The sequence below is a fragment of the Halomonas sp. 72 genome, assembly GCF_052379785.1.
GTDB lineage: Bacteria > Pseudomonadota > Gammaproteobacteria > Pseudomonadales > Halomonadaceae > Vreelandella > Vreelandella citrativorans.
In genome coordinates, this window is record NZ_JBQSYY010000026.1 from 1 (window position 1) to 17,058 (window position 17,058).

Here is a 17,058-nt window from a genome sequence, read left to right on the forward strand (position 1 = left end):
CTTCTCCGGTTTCTTCACCTTCGCCCTCGCAATTTGAGAACTGGGATTTAGCGTCGATTAATGATGGCAAAAAGCTCTCAAGCCTATCAAATATCATGTTGAGCGATTCACTGGCTGCCTCGATATTTACTGCACCGCTATTCAAATCAATATTTATTTTTACGATATCCGACATAACTCTAACTCCTAAAGTAATTCTAAAAATCTAACAGTGATTATACGCCCAGCCATGTAACATCAATAAACGCGCCAGCACATTCCTTGATGTTATACAGCCTACACAAAAGCCATAACTCACTGCTTCATATAGTTTCTCAAAACTCTCAGGAAGTATATTCATTATTCGCGTGCCCGCTCGTTTTGCTCGATTCCATCATACTCTATTGACAAATTTACCTTCGGTCACGTGGTAATTTCATGACAGCGGTCAGCAATAGGTCGTAGTGCAGCGAGGTCACTGGGAAGAATGGGCGCGGTGAGGAAAAGCTGATGTCAGTTTTTTGAGATAAAAGGGCTGCATTAGAGATGACATCGGGGCAGCTAGCGCTGCCCTTCGCGGGTGCCTTATTGGCTCGTGCCTCGCCAAACGTTACGCCACGCTACTTGTGATGATTCTTGGGACGGGGCTTTCGCGCGCTGAAGCGGGCTCCCACAAAACCAGCCTTTAGCAGCCCCAAGAAAGAGGGCTGCAGGCCAGGCTTGGCCTGCAGGGGAGTGGCATGCGTTAATCTTTCAGCACGTACTTGAGGGTTTCCACGACCTGCTCGGTAGTAGTACACCAAGCCTGCGCGCCAGCATCCACTTCTTTCAGCGGGTGAACGATATCCTCGGTGTGCAGAGTGATGTAGGGCTTGGCGAGTGCGGAGCAGTAACCCGCATCAAACGCGGCGCTCCACTGCTTGTACTTGTCGCCGAAGCGCACGACGACTAAATCACTTTGCTCGATCAGCGTGCGGGTGCGGATGGCGTTGACCTTGGAGGATTGGTGGTCGCGCCAGAACTGGTTGCTCTGCTCGCCCAAGTGGTCGCCTGCGGCGTCACTGGCGTCGTGGTCGGTGACGGGCGCGGTGAAGACGATATCCAGGCCTGCGGCTTCAGCGCCACGTTGGATTTCTTCGCGCCAGTCGGTGTGGATCTCGCCAGATAAATAAACGTAAAAGCTCATATCGCTCTCCTGATAATCACGTGTTGAGTGTATAGAGCCATTTTATGGAAAAACATTCCAACTTAATACCGGCGTTACAGCAGTGGCTGTTTGGCGAGTAGATAGATATCCATAATCCAGCCATACATTTCACGCAGTGCAGCGCGACGCTCAACAACCTCGTCGCTTACCTCGCTTAGCGGGCCTTTGATCAAGCACTGTTTATCCATGCCCAGGTAGGCGCCCCACCAGATGTAAGTGTCAGTTTTCGGCAGCGTAGTAAACGCCCCGCCGCTATCGAGCATCACGGCTACCGTGGCGGCATCATTAGGCCAGCCGCGTTCGCGCAGGCGGCGGCCGGTGGTGATCTGGATGGGTTCGGCGAGCGCGTTGAGGGGGATTTTATGCTCAGCGGTGAGCACTTGTAGGCTGGTGATGCCGGGTACGACGTTAACCTCAACGGCGCGTCCGCTATCCGTCAGGCGCTTGGCGATGCGCAGGCTGCTGTCATAAAGCGAGGGGTCGCCCCATACCAGCATGCCGACGCGCCCGCCATTTGGCAGGTGCTTATCCATTAGCCCTGCCCACATGCTGGCAATGGCGTTATGCCATTCGTCTACTGCGCTTAGGTACTGGCGTTCGCCGTCGCGGGTGGGTAAATCGAACTCAACGATGCGGGTATTGGCCGCTTCATCAAGCAGCTCGCCGCAGAGTACTCGGCGCAGGTCGATTAGGTCCGATTTCGCCTCGCCCTTGCGGGGTAGCAGAATCACGTCGGCCTCGTTCAAGGCGCGCACTGCCGCGAGCGTTACGTGGTCGACGTTGCCGGTGCCAATGCCGATCAGCGAGAGCGTGATCATGCGCTGCCCTCTTCATCGCTGCTGGCAAACGGCGAATCGGCGGACTGGGGGCGAAAGCGGCGGTCGTAACCTACCGCGTACAGGCTGCTTTCCTGAAAGTCTTCGGATTCGAGTGCCGGCCCTACCAGAATCAGCGCCGTGCGCTGGAGGGTGTGGTCGATCAGCGATTCCACCGTGGATAAGCGCCCGCGCACCACGTGCTCATCCGGCCAGCTGGCCCGCCATACAATCGCTACCGGGCACTCTTCGCCGTAATGGGGCGTCAGGCTTTCCACCACTTGGGCAAGGTTGTGAACGGAGAGATGAATAGCGAGTGTGGTCCCGGTGCGGGCGAAGTTGGCAAGCGTCTCACCTTCCGGCATGGCGCTTGCCCGGCCCGGCGTGCGGGTCAGCACCACGGATTGCGCTACACCGGGTAGCGTTAGTTCCTGGCCGAGCGTTGCCGCCGCCGCCGCAAAGGAAGGCACGCCGGGGGTAACGCTGTAGGGAATATCAAGCTCGCGCAGGCGGCGCAGCTGTTCGCCCATGGCGGACCACACTGATAAATCGCCGGAGTGCAGCCGGGCGATATCCTGGCCTGCGGCGTGGGCGGTTTGAATTTCCTGCATGATATCATCGAGTGACAGCGGCGCGGTGTTGATGATGCGCGCGCCGTTAGGGCAGTGCTCGAGAATTTCTTCGGGAACGAGCGACCCTGCATACAGGCACACCGGGCAGGCGGCGATCAGGTCGCGCCCGCGCAGCGTCAAAAGATCCGGCGCGCCGGGGCCTGCGCCAATAAAATGAACCGTCATAATCCAACTCCTTGCGCCGCTGTGGTGGCCACCGCGGCCGTGGCCTGTCTATCGTTTGAAACCGTGCGCGGGCCTAAAAGCCGCGCCCCGCTGCCTGCGGTCAGCAGCGCTACGGCTTCGGCCACGCTGCCGGTGCCTTTTTCGCGCAGGCTGTAGGCGGAATGAGTCAGCGTGGCAACGCTTGCCAACTCGGCATCCGCTACGCTTATTACCGAAATGTTGCGGGCGCTGCCCAGCGCTTCAACCAGTGGCAGCATACTGTGTGCTGCCGCCAACTGGTCGATAGGGCCGTACTGGGCAATCAATTGATCCAGCGCCTGTTCCAGTGACTCAAGCGTTGCCTGCTGGCGAAAGCCGAACCCTGCGACTTTTAGTGCCTGCTTAGCCACTGTTTGCTTGGTCATCGAACGCCACGCCACTGCACAATCGGGTAGCTGGATTTCCAGCCCCGGCGGGTGCCCATGGGCGCGGCGTGGGCTAGTTCCAGGCGCAGCAGTTCGCCGCCCGCCTGTTGTTGCCAGTGCGCCAGCAAGGCTTCGGATTCCAGCGTGACCGCGTTGGCCACTACGCGTGTGCCGCTAGGCAACACCTGCCATAAAGCGTCCAACAGTTCCTGAGAAAGCCCGCCGCCGATAAACACCGCATCAGGCAGCGGCGCATTCTCAAGCACCTCCGGTGCGCGGCCTTCGTTTACTTCCAGCCAATCAACGCCGAGGTTTTCTGCATTACGCCGCGCCCGCGCGGCGCGCTCCGGATGCTGCTCGAAGCCGATGGCCTGATTATCCGGGTGGGCCAGCAGCCACTCAATGGCGATAGAGCCAGAGCCAGTGCCGATATCCCACAGCCGGTCGCCGGGCTGGGGGGCAAGTGCGCAAAGCGTTAAGCTACGCACGGCTTGCTTGGTGATCTGCCCATCGTGCTCAAAAAAGCTATCAGCCAGGCCAGGCGTTAAGGGAATTGCGGGGCCGTTGCCCGCGACTTCGATGCCGACCGCCACCGGATGGGCGATATCGTCGGGTAGCGTGTCATCCACGCGCAGCGTGCGGATGCGCTCATCTTCACCGCCCAGAGTTTCCAGCACGTTGAGCCTGGAATCCCCAAAGCCGAATGTTTTCACCAGCGCGGCCAATTCAGCTACAGCGGCACCATCGCGTAACAGCACCAGCAAGCGCCTGCCGCTTTGCAGGTAGGGTCGAATGCGGGTAAGCGGTTTGGCGTGAAGGCCCAGGCAGGTGCAGCGCTCCAGCGGCCAGCCCAGTCGGGCCGCCGCCAAGCTAAAGGTCGAAGGCGATGGCACGGCGATCCATTCACTGGCTTCCAGGTGGCGCGCCACGCTAGTGCCCGCCCCGAACCAGAACGGGTCGCCGGAAACCAGCATGACTACCCGGCGGCCACGCTCGTTGAGAAGTGCGGGGATGCCATCAAGAAACGGTACCGGCCACTCGCGAATATCCGCGTTTAGCGGGGGAAGAAGGCGCAAATGGCGGCGGGCGCCGAACACTATTTCGGTACGTTCAAGCTGCTCGCGGCTTGCCGCTGTCAGGCCCGCTGTGCCACTCTCCCCCCAACCTAACAGTGTGAGCCACGGAGCCTTATTAACCTCAGCCATGATAAACGTCCTGATTCTTGGGGGTACGAGCGAGGCCAGTGCACTGGCCAGCGCCGTTAGCCAGCGCGGCATTCCAGCCATCTTCAGCTATGCAGGCCGCGTTAAAATGCCTAAAGCGCAACCGCTGCCTACTCGCGTGGGCGGTTTCGGCGGCGCCGACGGTCTGGCGGCTTTCATTACCCAACAGCGCATCACCCATATTATTGATGCAACCCACCCGTTTGCCACACAGATGAGCCATAACGTGTTGGCCGCCGCCCAGCAAACCGGCGTACCGGCGATTGCTCTGACCCGCCCCGCCTGGGTGCCCACCACTCACGATAACTGGCAACACGTGGCAAGTGTCGAAGAGGCAGTTAGCGCCCTCGAAGGCCCGCCCCAGCGCGTGCTGCTCGCCATTGGCCGCATGCACCTGGCCGCGTTTGCCGCACAACCTCAACACCACTATGTGCTGCGCCTGGTCGACCAACCAACCGCCCCGCTGCCGCTTGCCCACTTCACCACCACGGTGGATAGAGGCCCGTTCACCCTGGAAGGCGATTTAGCGCTACTCAAAACCCAACGTATCGAGCGCATCGTGTGCAAAAACGCTGGCGGCAAAGGTGCTGTTTCCAAACTTGATGCTGCCCACTCGCTTGGCGTGCCAGTTATCATGATCGACCGCCCGGCGCTGCCTGCTCGCCATGAAGTGCATAGCGTTGATGAGGTACTTGCCTGGCTTAATGATCGCTCTTGATCAAAGCGCTGAGCGCGGCGTATAAACCAACGGCTCACCATCTCGCTCAATTAACCGCGTCTGTTTTGAACCGACAATCACCAGCGTGCGCATATCGGCCATGTCCGGCGTGGCATCTTTTAAGGCCGTTACGCGGATTGATTCTTCCGGCGTGGAAACCGCGCGAGCGAAGATGACCAACCGTTCAGGCTCACACGCCTCGCGCAGCACCTCCAGGGTGCGCTCGAACCCTACTGGGCGCGATTTTGAGCGCGGGTTATAAAACGCCATCGCAAAATCGGCTTCAACGGCCAAACGCAGGCGCTTTTCGATCAGCGCCCAAGGCTTTAAGTTGTCGGATAAATTGATGCAGCAGAAGTCGTGGCCCAGCGGTGCACCCGCACGAGCGCTGGCCGCGAGCATGGCGGAAATACCCGGCAGCACCTGAATATCCAGCGCGCGCCACGCGGCATCGCCCGCTTCCAGCGCTTCGAATACCGCCGAGGCCATGGCGAATACGCCAGGGTCACCAGAGGAAACCACCACGACTCGGTGGCCTTCTAACGCCAGTTGCAAAGCCTGCTCGGCACGACGAATCTCTTCGCGGTTATCCGAGCCGTGGCGCGTAAGCCCTTCCCTCGGTGCTACGCGGTTAACGTAAGGCACATAGCCGACAACGTCGGTAGCATCCGAAAGCGCGGCGGACACTTCGGGGGTAATCATCGCCTCCGCACCTGGGCCCAGGCCGACAATTTTTAGCCAGCCGCTCATGGGCGCCTCCCGTTACCGTGTATCAGCACAATCGAGAAGTAAGGCACGCTCTCGCCAACGTCTACCAACGGCAGCACGCGCTGCTGCTCCATGGCGGCGTACTCAATCAACCACGCCTGGTCTTCCCGGCCCGCCTGTTTAAGCACCCGGCGCAGCTTGTTCAGGTTGCGCCCAATCTTCATGACCACCAGCGCGTCGGTATCGGCGATATGTTTGGCGAGCGTTTCTTCCGGTAGCGTGCCCATCAGCACGGTCAGAATATCGTCGCCCCAGGTAATCGGCTGCCCGGTCGCCGTCCAGGCGGCAGACATGCCGGTAATCCCCGGCACTACCGACACCGGCACCTGGTTGAGCAGGCGCGTATACAGGTGCATAAACGAGCCGTAGAAGAACGGGTCGCCTTCACAGAGCACCACCACGTTGTCACCGGCGTTGGCTATCTCGATCAGCTGGGCCACGCATCGCGAATAGAACTGCGAGAGCAGCGCGTTGTACTGCGGGTCGTCGAAAGGAATCTCTGTGGTGACCGGGTACTCCATCGGCAACTCAATGATGCCGGGGGCTAACAGCCCTTCAACAATGCTACGCGCATGGCCCTTGCGGCCCTTTTTACGAAAATAGGCAACATGCGTGGCGCCGCGAATCAGCCGGTCGGCGCGCACGCTCATCAAGTCCTGGCTGCCCGGCCCCAGGCCAACACCGTAAACCGTGCCCTGTGTGGATGCCTGAGTCATTCGACGCGATCCGCCATGGCGTTAATGGCCGCGACCGTCACCGCGCTTCCGCCCAAGCGGCCACGAACGATGCAGCTGGGAATGGCGGGCGTCGCCCATAGCGCTTCCTTGGATTCAGCGGCGCCTACAAAGCCTACCGGGCAGCCGATTACTGCCGCCGGGCGCGGGCAGCTTGGGTCTTCCAGCATATTTAAAAGATGAAACAGCGCGGTGGGCGCGTTGCCAATGGCCACCACGGCGCCTTCCAGATGCGGGCGCCATAGTTCTAGTGCTGCGGCCGAACGGGTGTTAGCCATTTCCTGGGCGAGGTGTGGCGTGCGCTCATCGTTCAGGGTGCAAATAATCTCGTTATTGGCCGGCAGCCGCTTGCGGGTGATGCCTTCAGAAACCATCCGTGCATCACAAAGAATCGGCGCGCCGCGTTCGAGTGCCGAGCGCGCTTTATTGACCGCGTCATTTTGAAAGTGAATATGCGCGGCCAACTCGACAAGCCCGGCGGCGTGAATCATGCGCACGGCAACGGTCTCTTCCTCAGCAGAAAAGCGCGCAAGGTCGGCCTCGCTGCGGATAATCGCGAAGGATTCCCGGTAAATCGCCGGGCCGCTTGTTTCATACGTATAGGGCACCCAAACTCTCCAAATATTCGACGACCTCAGTCTCGGTGAGGCCTATCTTAACGGGCGTGCTCTGGGCATCACCCTTAACAATAAGATTAAATCGGCCTGCCTGACCGACCAGGCACACGTCGGCCGATGAACGGCGGGCGCACCCCTTGGCGCAACCGGATATATGAACGCTGTGTCTTTTAACGTCGGGCGCTAACCGTTTAGCCAGCGGCTGGGTAGCAACGCTTGCCTGAGCGCAGTAAGGCGCGCCGGGGCAGGCATCCATCAATAAGCGCGTATCCTGATTATCGCTGATTAAGCCTTTAACCGGCTCACTTGCACCCTTGACCCATAACCGTCGCCACGGCGTTACGCGTATATGGCTCACCGCCGCAGGCGTAACCGCTGCCCGCAACTCATCAGCGGCTACGCGCCCAAACGGCAGCCCGTAAACCATCCCCGCTTGATACTCGCCAAGCGCCAGCGCCGCGCCCTGCGTTGCATTCTCCATGGCAGAAGCGCTTGCGGGGCGCATTTTAGCAGGTGACCACGCGGGAAGCGGCACTTTGTGCCGCCTCATCCGCCCGGCGTCATTTCCGCCGCTTTCTACAAACCAGTGTGTCAGGCGTATTAAATGCTCAATGGCCGCCTCAATAGAGCCCACCGGGGTACCGCAGGCCTGGCCTTCGACGCGCACTATCAGCCCGCCTTCTATTGCGCGTTCCACTCGAAAATCAGCGGCGGTATCTCCCAATACCGCTAATTCACCCGCATCAATCGCAATACCAACTTTGCTAGGCATCGCGGCCAACTCGCTGCCTCGCGCCTGTAACAAGCGGGCAAGTTGATGCGTGTCATCGCCCGCCTGCCAGCCGGGTGCCAGCAGGCATTGGGGTTGCTGCTCGGTGGCGGGCTCCGCGCTGACCAATTCGTGCGCGACCAAAAAGTCCATTAACGGCGGCCATGTGCTTTCCGAGACGCCGCGCAGCTGAATATTGGCGCGGCTGGTTAACTCAATTAACCCATTGCCATAGGTTTCCGCTGCATCGCACAGCGCGAGCATCTGCGCTTTGGAAAGCTGGCCGAGCGGTGGGCGCACGCGCACTAACCAGCCGTCGCCGGTTTCCATGGGCTGCCAGGCGCCGGGGCACCAGCCTTTGATCAGCGGACTAGTGCTCATAAACTGGCGGTTTCCCTGGCTTCGTCCATTTCCAGCAGCAGGTCTTGCAGCGCGTCGCCGTGCTTGCCGGGTTCCTGCCACATGCCGCGCTGGGCGGCCTCCAACAGCCGCTCGGCCATCTCTTCAAGGGCTGCGGGGTTATGCTCACGTAAAAACTGCTGGTTGGCCTCATCCAGCACCAGCGCTTCGCTCACCTGGGCGTACTGGTAATCCGCCACCAAATCCGTGGTGGCGTCGTAAGCAAACAGGTAGTCGACCGTGGCGGCCATCTCAAACGCGCCCTTGTAGCCGTGTTCGCGCATGGCGTTGATCCACTTGGGGTTCAACACGCGCGAGCGAATGACCCGGGCAAGTTCCTCTTTGAGCGTGCGAATTTTGGGTACGGCGGGGTTGGCGTGGTCAGCGTGATAGATCTCCGGCGCCTGACCGCTCAGCGAGCGGGTAGCGTTGGCCATACCGCCCTGAAAGGCGTAGTAGCTGTTGGAATCGAGAATATCGTGCTCGCGGTTATCCTGATTCTGCATTACCGCGTCGAGCCCTTTGATCTGCTGCTCAAAGGCGCCGCGAGCGGCAGTGCCGGACTCCTTAAACTGACCGTAAGCGTAGGCGCCGGTACCCAGGTAGGCCTCGGCCAAGTCATCGGCATCGCCCCAGCTTCGGTTTTCAATCAGCCGGTTCAGGCCTGCGCCATACTCGCCAGGCTTGCTGCCAAAAATACGGTAGCTCGCTTCCTGGGCGGCCATTTCGGCACTTAACCCTTGCGCTTCAAGGGTGTGCTGGCGTTCAACCACGGCGGCGCGAATGGTGTTGCTATCGCCTGGTTCTGCATAGCTGGCAACCGCTTGCACGGCGGCATCAAACAGGCGAATCACGTTCGGAAAGGCATCGCGAAAAAATCCGGATACGCGCAGCGTGACATCCACCCGTGGCCGGTTAAGCAGCATTGAAGGGATTACTTCAAAATCGATCACCCGCTGAGAGCCCAACGACCATTTGGGCCGCACACCCATCAGGGCAAACGCTTGCGCGATATCGTCGCCGCCGGTGCGCATGGTCGCGGTCCCCCAGATGGAGAGCCCCAAGCGTCGTGGATAGTCGCCGTGATCCTGCAGGTAGCGTTCGACAAATGCCTGAGCGGACTTTTCCCCCAGCGTCCAGGCAGCAGGCGAAGGGATCGAGCGGTTATCCACGCTGAAAAAGTTGCGCCCGGTGGGCAGCGTATCCAACCGCCCCCGGCTCGGCGCACCGCTCGGTCCGGCGGGCACGAAAATCCCCTCAAGCCCATCCAGCAGCGAGCCAACCTCCATCTTTACGCCCTGCTGCATGGCGGCCCACAGCTGCTCGCGGGCAAATTTAAGCTGCTCGGCCGTGGCCGGATAATGTTGCGAGAGCGTTGTAAGGCAACCTTGAGCCAACACATAGTCGGCCACCAGCTCTTCGCCGAGCAGCTCCAGCCGCTCGCGGGTATCAGCGCCGGTTCGCCAGGCAGCGGTTAGTTTGCCTGCCAGCACGGCCGGTTTAGGGCCAAGCCAAGGCTCGCTGCCCGCCGCCAGCGGGTCGAAGTCCTCACCCAGCACCAAGTCAGCGGCCAGATTGTGCAGCAAACCGCGGCTTGCCACCGCTTCACCACGCGGCAGCCTTAACAGGGCTACCAGCGTGGCCGCCCGTTTCTCCTCGGGCGGTAGCGTGCCCAGTATGTGCAGGCCGTGGCGAATCTGGGCTTCCTTGATATCGCACAAAAAGGTGTCCAGCTCGTTGAGAATTTCGCTGTCACAACTGCTATTCACCGCGTGGGCAAGTTCTTGATCGATGCCGGTTGCCCGTAGGTGAGCCAATATCTGCTCGCGAATCAGCGCCTCACGGCGCGGGTCCATATCCAGCGCCTGATAATACTCATCGGTAAGCGCTTCAAGCTCGGCCATGGGGCCGTAAAGTTCAGCGCGCGCCAGCGGCGGCATCAAGTGATCGATAATCACTGCTTGGCTTCTGCGCTTGGCCTGGGCGCCTTCGCCGGGGTCATTAACAATAAACGGGTAGAAATGCGGCAACGGCCCGAGCGCGATATCCGGCCAGCATTCGGCGCTTAGCGCGGTGCTTTTGCCCGGCAACCATTCCAGATTGCCGTGCTTGCCCACGTGAATCACCGCCTCGACCTGATAGTGCTCGCGCAGCCAGAGGTAAAACGCCAGGTAGCTATGCGGCGGCGCCAGCTCCATATCGTGGTAGGACTGGGTCAGGTCCTCAATAAAGTCGCGCTCGGGCTGGATGCCCACGAAGGTTTCGCCCAAGCGGATACCCGAAATCATCAGCCGCCCCTGGCGGCATTTTGGGTCATCTTGCGGCGCGCCCCAGCGGGTCCATATCGTTTTCTGAAGCGCGGCGGGCAGGGTTTGAAACCAGGCCAGATAATCCTCAACGCTGATGCTTTGCCAGCAAGCGCGTTGATCCAGACTGTCATGATCGTTAGTAACGGCGCCCTGGAGCAGGCGAATCAGCGCATCGCCGCTTTCCGGCAATTCGCTTAGCGGATAACCGGCACCTTTCAGGGCATTTAAAATGTGCAGCGTAGAGGCCGGTGTATCCAGCCCCACGCCGTTACCGATACGCCCATCGCGGTTGGGGTAATTGGCCATAATCAGCGCGACGCGCTTTTGGGCATTGGGCGTTTGGCACAGCGCGCAAAACCGCCGGGCCAGTTTGGCCACAAAGGCAGCGCGTTCTGGGTGCAGCGTGTGGTGCGTGACTGAGAGCTGGGCGCGAGCGTTATAGTGCGCCTCAGCTTTAAATCCAACGGCACGGGTGATAATCCGCCCGTCCATTTCGGGTAGCACTACCTGCATGGCGACATCACGACTATGCAGGCCTGCGGCCATGCCCTGCCAGTCATCCGCCGTACTGCTGGCGAGTATCGCCTGAAGCACCACCGGCCGCCCGATAAAAAGGCTCTCATGAAGATTGCTGCCCAGCTCATCTGCTGCATTGGCGTCATCGGCGGTACGGTTTACCGAAAAGCCGGTGGTATTGACCACCAGCATGGCGCCGGTTTGCTCAATGAGGTGATTGGCGAACGCGATGCAGGGGCCTTCTTTTAAAGAGGCCACCGCGACGGCTAACGGCTCAAGCCCTTCGGCTTTCAGCGCGTCGATCATGCCGTCGAGCACAGCGGTATTCGCGCCTTGCAGGTGGCTGCGATAAAACAGCAGCAGGCACACCGGGCGCTCTGCAATACGCTGGTCACGCCACTCGCTTAGGCTGACCGCTTGCTGGCCGTTGGCTTGGGGTGCGTAAATTATCGCCGCCGGAATCACTTTAGGCTCTTGCCACGAATACTCATGCGCCAGGCATTCACTTCCGATAAAGCGCAGCAGCTGCTCGGCGTTATCCACGCCGCCTTCGCGCAAATAGCGCCATACGCGGTAGGCATCGTCAAAGGCAATGCTGGAGTCTTCCAGCAGGGCATCGTCCGGGGCATCACAGCCGGGCACCAGAATCAGCTGGCGCTCGGGCTTGGCAGCCGCCCAGGCCAGAAGCCGCTCGTAGCCGTACTGCCAGTAGCCCTTTCCGCCCAGCAGTGACACCACCACCAAGCGGGCTTTTTCCAGCACGCGGTCTTCGTAAAGATCAAACGCCGCCGGTTTCACCAGGTTCATCCAGTTCGCCAGCCGCACCGAGGGGTAATCATCGCCCAGGCGATCAACCGCCTGGGCCAACGCCGACAAGTTACTGTCAGCGGCGGACATAATCACAACCTCGGCGGGGCTTTGCTGCAGGTCGATGATGCCTTCATCATCAACAAAGCCCCCCGGTTTGGCGGCGAAAAGATGCATTAGGCGCTTACCGACGTCTCAGCGCTGGCCAGCGCCTTATGAATTTCATCGCTGTTCAGCGTTTTACCAATAATTACCAGCTGAGTCTGGCGCGGCTCGTCCTGAGCCCACAGGCGATCAAAATAGCCGTCCAGGCGCTCGCCAACGGCCTGGATGACTCGGCGCATGGGCTTACCGGGGATCGCCGCAAAGCCCTTGGCGCGATAGATTTCCTGGGTTTTCAGCAGATGCTGAAGCTTAGCCGCCAGCTCATCGCCATCGACTTCGCCCAGCGTAATCACGCAGGAGTCAAAGTTATCGTGGGCGTGATCGTGGTGGGCGCCTTCGGCATGGTGCTTGTCGTGATGGTTGGTAATCTTGTCGATATGCTCTTCACTGGCCGCACCAATGCCCATCAGGGCTTCCAGTTGGGCCGTGTCAGTCGCTAGCGTTTGGTCGATAAACAGCGTTTTGACCGATGCGGGTACCCGCGCCTGTACCAGCGCTTCAACACGGGCTTTTTCGTCGGCGTTCAGCAGGTCGGTTTTACTGACCAGCACTAAATCCGCCGCACTTAGCTGGTCATCCAGCAGTTCGCGCAGGCTGGGGTCGTGATCAAGGCTGTCATCGGCCAGGCGCTGGGCGGCAACTTTTTCTTCGTCGTTGGCAAACCGGCCCGCAGCGACGGCAGGCCCGTCGATCACCGTGATAATCGCATCCACGGTGCAGTGCTGGCGGACTTCCGGCCAGTTAAACGCCTGCACCAGCGGCTTGGGCAAGGCCAGCCCGCTGGTTTCGATCAGGATGTGGTCGATATCATCACGCCGCGCCACCAGTTGTTTCATCACCGGCAAAAACTCTTCTTCCACCGTGCAGCAGATGCAGCCATTGGCCAGCTCGTAAATGCTGCCGTCTTCACCGGAGGCGATTTGCTCACCCTCGTCACTTTCTTCGTCACAATCCAGCGCACAGCTACGCAGCAGGCTTGAGTCGATATCCTGCTCGCCAAACTCATTGACGATAACGGCAATTCGCTTACCGGTGATCTGGCGCAGAATATTGGCCAGCAAGGTGGTCTTGCCGCTACCCAGAAAACCGGTCACAACCGTGGCGGGGATTTTATTTAACTGCATGCGAGGATTCCTCAATTTGGGGGCTTGCGGCCGTGGCCTGCGCTGAATCGTTGCCAAGAGCGTGGCTAAACAGACGCGCTACCGCCGCAGGATTATTCGGGAAAAACAGATGTAAGTAGGTCGCCGTCAGGCGCCCGGCCCGGTAAATTGGCTCGCCGGGCGCTGGGTGGCGCTGGCGGCGCCCGTAAGCCATTGGCTCAGGCGTTTGCTCGGCCATGGAGCGATGGTGGGCATGGCCGCGAACCGGCCCTTCGGGTAGCTCGGCAGTCTGCATGCCTTGGCAGCCGCGACGCCCGCGCATGGCACCGTGCCCCGGCAGTAAACCGAGCATGGAGTGAGGGTTCTCAGCATAGTCGGTTAACGTTTCCAGGCTATACAGCATGCCACCACACTCGGCGAGGATGGGTTTGCCCGCGCTAAAGAAGCCTTTAATGGCATCGCGCATGGCGGTGTTCGCCGCAAGCGCCTGCGCGTGAAGCTCCGGGTAGCCGCCAGGTAGCCAAAGGGCATCGCATTCGGGCAGTTCGGCATCGCTCAGCGGCGAGAAAAAGCGCACCTGCGCGCCCATCTGCGCCAGCAGATCCAGGTTGGCCTGATAGATAAAACTGAACGCCGCATCGCGGGCTACGCCTATCGTTTGCCCTGTTAGCACTTGCGGCACAGCGGGAAGCACCTCAGTAGAAGCACTAAAGCTGACCGGCGCAAGCGTGGCGAGCGCATCCAGCAGCCCTGCGGTTTCCAGCGCCTGCGCCCCGGCTTCAAAGCGCATTTCCAGGTCGTCGCGAATCTCTTCCGCCTGCACCAAGCCCAGATGGCGCTCGGGAAGTGCCAGTTCAGGGTCGCGTGGTACGGCAGCTAAAAACGGTATGGCTTCAGGCAGCGCGCCTTCAATCAGCTCACGGTGGCGCTGCGAGCCACAGTTATTGGCAATCAGCCCGGCAAAATGAATATCGTCGCGAAAGCCAGCCAGCCCTGTTACCAGCGCAGCGGCGGTTTGGGCCATGCCTTTAACATCCATCACGATGGCCATGGGGATGCCGAACAGCGCGGCTAAATCGGCGCTGGAAGGCTCGCCGTCAAACAGGCCCATGGCGCCTTCCACCAGAATCAAATCGGCTTCAACAGCGGCTTCATAAAAGCGCTGGCGGCAGTAGGCTTCGCCTGCCATCCATAAATCGAGCTGGTCAACCGGCTGGCCCGAGGCCTGAGCGAGTATTTGCGGGTCCAGGTAGTCCGGACCAGTTTTAAATACCCGCACCACCTTGCCCTGATTACGCAGCAGCCGCGCAAGCCCAGCGGTGACGGTGGTTTTACCCTGGCCTGAGGCCGGTGCCGAGATAAACAGCGCGGGGCAGCGGGCGGAAGGTGTACTCATCAGTACTCAATCCCCGGCTGGGCTTTAACGCCGCCGCGAAACGCGTGACGCTCATCCTGCACGGTGCTGATAGTGTCTGCTACTTCCTGAAGCGGCTGGGCCATGGTGCGCCCGGTAATAATCACATTCTGATGCGCTGGGCGGCGCTGCAAGGCTTCTACCACCGGCACCGGGTCCAGGTAGCCGTACTTGAACATGTAGCTCATTTCGTCCAGCACGATGATGTTGTAGGCCGGGTCTTCCAGCAGGCCCTTGGCGATTTCCCAGGCGGCTTCGGCGGCTTGAATATCGCGCTCGCGGTCCTGGGTTTCCCAGGTAAAGCCCTGGCCCATGATGTGCCAGTCAAGCCTTGGGTGGTCACGAAAGAACAGGTATTCGCCGGTTTCGCGCCGCCCTTTAATGAACTGAATGACCGCGCCTTTCTGACCATGCCCCAGCGAGCGCGCCAATGTACCGAGCGCCGAGCTGCTTTTACCCTTGCCGTTGCCTTTGAGCAGGATTAACACCCCGCGCTCATCAATAGCGCGGCTGATGCGCTCGTCGACCACCTCTTTTTTGCGCTGCATGCGGTTTTGGTGATTGCTATCGCTCATGCTGACTCCTGGGTGGGCATGGCCCAATAGTGGGCGCCTAGCTGCTGGGCAAGGCGCGCGGCCTGGCCACGTTTTACAAATGAGTATTCGGTATCCATCACCACGCAGTCGCCCAGTTTCGGCAGGTCTGCAACGGATTCGCGGGTGCGTCCGTCGGTGATCAAGTAAGTGCGTATATGCAGGCCAGGCTCACGGCTCTGCCACTGGCGAATCAACCGCCCAGCCTCCTCTACCACTTTACGCAGCGGTGTACCGCCCCCGCCATCGGCACTATTCAGCGTCGCCTCCAGGCTTTTGGGGGCGCGTTGGCGGGTGAATAACGCTGTCACCGTATCGTTGCCAAAGCCTAATACGGCCATCTGCTCGCGCGCGCTGTACGCTTGGCGGGTCAGGCTATCGACCCAGCCCTTGGCTTGGCCCAACAAGCGCTTACCCAACGTCGAGCCGGAGGTATCCAGCAGTACCAAATGCAGCACCGGCTGCCCGGTGCGCGCTTTTTGATAACGCAACTGCCGCCAGGGCCATTGGCCGCGATTGGCGATCAGCGTAGCAAACCAGTCTGGCCGAGAGCTCAGCGCAGCCCTGGTTCGCCCCTGGCCCGCTTCATCGCCCTTGCGCCTACCACCCAGTGATAGCGGCTGCTTAGCCACAGACCGGTGGGAAGAAGGAACCAAGCGTAGCGTAGGGAGATCAAGCGGCTGGCTATCCCGCATATTCTGCGCCACGGGCGGCATGGCGCCCCACTGCCCTTGCTCGCCAGAATGTCCACTGGCAGACGACTGAACGCCAGAAGGCTTTTCATTTGGCGTGGACGAAGGCGGTGGAGAAGACGGCGGCGTTGATGGCGGTGTCGGTGGCGGTGTGGAAGATTCACGCGTACGCCGATGGGCCAATACCCACGGCTCCACGGTATCGACATCGTCCTGGATGATCGTATCGCTTCCCCGCCAAGCGGCGTGGGCTTGGGCGGCGCGGTGCCAGGTAACATCGGCACGCAGGCCTTCAACGCCGGCCTCTTCACAGCGCTTGGCGATGTGCGCGTAAACCCAGTCAGGTGCTGTAACGGCAGCAAGCGTGCGGCGCGCCTGCTCGATACGTTCACGCAGGGCTGACTGCTCATCAGCGTAGTCGGCGATAAAGCGGTCAGGGTCACGGTCAAAAGCATCGCGCTGCTGCACGATGGCGATGCGTTCTTCGATACGGATGGAGGCAGGCTGTTCCAGACAGAGGCCAAAGCGGTCGAGCAACTGCGGGCGCAGTTCCCCTTCATCCGGGTTCATGGTGCCAATCAGGCTAAAGCGTGCCGCGTGGGAGTGACTGATACCGTCGCGTTCGACGATATTGACCCCACTGGCAGCCACATCCAGCAGCAGATCAACCAGCGTGTCAGCGAGCAGATTGACTTCATCGACGTACAAAACGCCGCCATGGGCTTTGGCCAACAGCCCTTCGTGAAAGGTGGCTTCGCGCTCGTTCAATACCTTTTGCAGGTCCAGGCTACCGGTCAGGCGGTCTTCGCTGGCGCCCAGCGGCAGAGTAACAAACGGCGACGTGTCGCCCTGACCTGATTCTGGAAGTAGTGCGGCCAACGCGCGGGCGAGGGTCGATTTTGCGCTGCCTCGCGGGCCGCTAATCAGCACCCCGCCAATGCGCGGGTTAATCACGTTCAGAAGCAGCGCTTTTTTAAGCGATGCCTGGCCGACGACGGCGGTAAAGGGAAACTCAACCACAGGCATCAC

The 17,058-nt window shown here is 60.2% G+C and carries 15 protein-coding genes; 1 reads left to right on the forward strand and 14 read right to left on the reverse strand.

Translation table 11 applies throughout. The annotated features are described in order from the left end of the window. Positions 1-724: 724 nt before the first annotated feature. From ACT3T6_RS16410 to cbiE, 5 genes are all read right to left on the reverse strand, one after another. Positions 725-1,165 carry a YtoQ family protein gene (locus ACT3T6_RS16410; RefSeq protein WP_193053331.1) on the reverse strand — a complete coding sequence of 147 codons (441 nt, stop codon included), beginning with the start codon at positions 1,163-1,165 and terminating at the stop codon, positions 725-727. A 74-nt stretch (positions 1,166-1,239) separates the two neighbouring features. Further along, positions 1,240-2,004 (reverse strand): precorrin-6A synthase (deacetylating), encoded by a 765-nt coding sequence (cobF, locus tag ACT3T6_RS16415; RefSeq protein WP_193053332.1) that lies wholly within the window; start codon positions 2,002-2,004, stop codon positions 1,240-1,242. Next, positions 2,001-2,798: a precorrin-4 C(11)-methyltransferase gene (gene cobM, locus ACT3T6_RS16420; protein ID WP_193053333.1), complete on the reverse strand. Its 798-nt coding sequence runs from the start codon at positions 2,796-2,798 to the stop codon at positions 2,001-2,003. The genes cobF and cobM overlap by 4 nt, the downstream gene beginning before the upstream one ends. Further along, positions 2,795-3,202 carry a cobalamin biosynthesis protein gene (locus tag ACT3T6_RS16425; protein ID WP_193053334.1) on the reverse strand — a complete coding sequence of 136 codons (408 nt, stop codon included), beginning with the start codon at positions 3,200-3,202 and terminating at the stop codon, positions 2,795-2,797. Before ACT3T6_RS16425 ends, cobM begins: the two co-directional genes overlap by 4 nt. Next, entirely contained in the window at positions 3,199-4,407 is a 1,209-nt protein-coding gene (cbiE, locus tag ACT3T6_RS16430) for a precorrin-6y C5,15-methyltransferase (decarboxylating) subunit CbiE (RefSeq protein WP_193053335.1), read from the reverse strand. Before cbiE ends, ACT3T6_RS16425 begins: the two co-directional genes overlap by 4 nt. On the opposite strand from cbiE, the gene ACT3T6_RS16435 reads away from it, so the two are divergent. Then, positions 4,406-5,143 (forward strand): cobalt-precorrin-6A reductase, encoded by a 738-nt coding sequence (locus tag ACT3T6_RS16435; RefSeq protein ID WP_193053336.1) that lies wholly within the window; start codon positions 4,406-4,408, stop codon positions 5,141-5,143. The two genes, cbiE and ACT3T6_RS16435, sit on opposite strands and share 2 nt — an antisense overlap. Here ACT3T6_RS16435 and cobJ read toward each other — a convergent pair whose 3' ends face one another. Genes cobJ through ACT3T6_RS16480 form a run of 9 tightly spaced genes read right to left on the reverse strand, consistent with a single transcriptional unit; the run spans position 5,144 to position 17,055 of the window. Beyond that, positions 5,144-5,893: a precorrin-3B C(17)-methyltransferase gene (gene cobJ, locus ACT3T6_RS16440; RefSeq protein WP_193053337.1), complete on the reverse strand. Its 750-nt coding sequence runs from the start codon at positions 5,891-5,893 to the stop codon at positions 5,144-5,146. Then, positions 5,890-6,627, reverse strand: coding sequence for a precorrin-2 C(20)-methyltransferase (locus ACT3T6_RS16445; RefSeq protein ID WP_193053338.1), 738 nt, complete (start codon positions 6,625-6,627; stop codon positions 5,890-5,892). Before ACT3T6_RS16445 ends, cobJ begins: the two co-directional genes overlap by 4 nt. Further along, a complete protein-coding gene (locus tag ACT3T6_RS16450; protein ID WP_172118253.1) occupies positions 6,624-7,253 on the reverse strand; it encodes a precorrin-8X methylmutase in 630 nt (209 codons plus the stop codon). The genes ACT3T6_RS16445 and ACT3T6_RS16450 overlap by 4 nt, the downstream gene beginning before the upstream one ends. Further along, complete coding sequence (locus ACT3T6_RS16455; protein WP_193053339.1) at positions 7,237-8,412, reverse strand: cobalamin biosynthesis protein CobG; 1,176 nt, start codon at positions 8,410-8,412, stop codon at positions 7,237-7,239. Before ACT3T6_RS16455 ends, ACT3T6_RS16450 begins: the two co-directional genes overlap by 17 nt. Beyond that, complete coding sequence (gene cobN, locus ACT3T6_RS16460; protein ID WP_193053340.1) at positions 8,409-12,239, reverse strand: cobaltochelatase subunit CobN; 3,831 nt, start codon at positions 12,237-12,239, stop codon at positions 8,409-8,411. The genes ACT3T6_RS16455 and cobN overlap by 4 nt, the downstream gene beginning before the upstream one ends. Then, positions 12,239-13,351, reverse strand: coding sequence for a cobalamin biosynthesis protein CobW (gene cobW / locus ACT3T6_RS16465; protein WP_193053341.1), 1,113 nt, complete (start codon positions 13,349-13,351; stop codon positions 12,239-12,241). Before cobW ends, cobN begins: the two co-directional genes overlap by 1 nt. After that, positions 13,338-14,726, reverse strand: a complete 1,389-nt coding sequence (locus tag ACT3T6_RS16470; protein WP_193053342.1) for a cobyrinate a,c-diamide synthase — start codon at positions 14,724-14,726, stop codon at positions 13,338-13,340. Before ACT3T6_RS16470 ends, cobW begins: the two co-directional genes overlap by 14 nt. Then, positions 14,726-15,319, reverse strand: coding sequence for a cob(I)yrinic acid a,c-diamide adenosyltransferase (gene cobO / locus ACT3T6_RS16475; protein ID WP_193053343.1), 594 nt, complete (start codon positions 15,317-15,319; stop codon positions 14,726-14,728). Before cobO ends, ACT3T6_RS16470 begins: the two co-directional genes overlap by 1 nt. Beyond that, positions 15,316-17,055 (reverse strand): AAA family ATPase, encoded by a 1,740-nt coding sequence (locus ACT3T6_RS16480; RefSeq protein WP_226912190.1) that lies wholly within the window; start codon positions 17,053-17,055, stop codon positions 15,316-15,318. The genes cobO and ACT3T6_RS16480 overlap by 4 nt, the downstream gene beginning before the upstream one ends. Positions 17,056-17,058 lie beyond the last annotated feature (3 nt).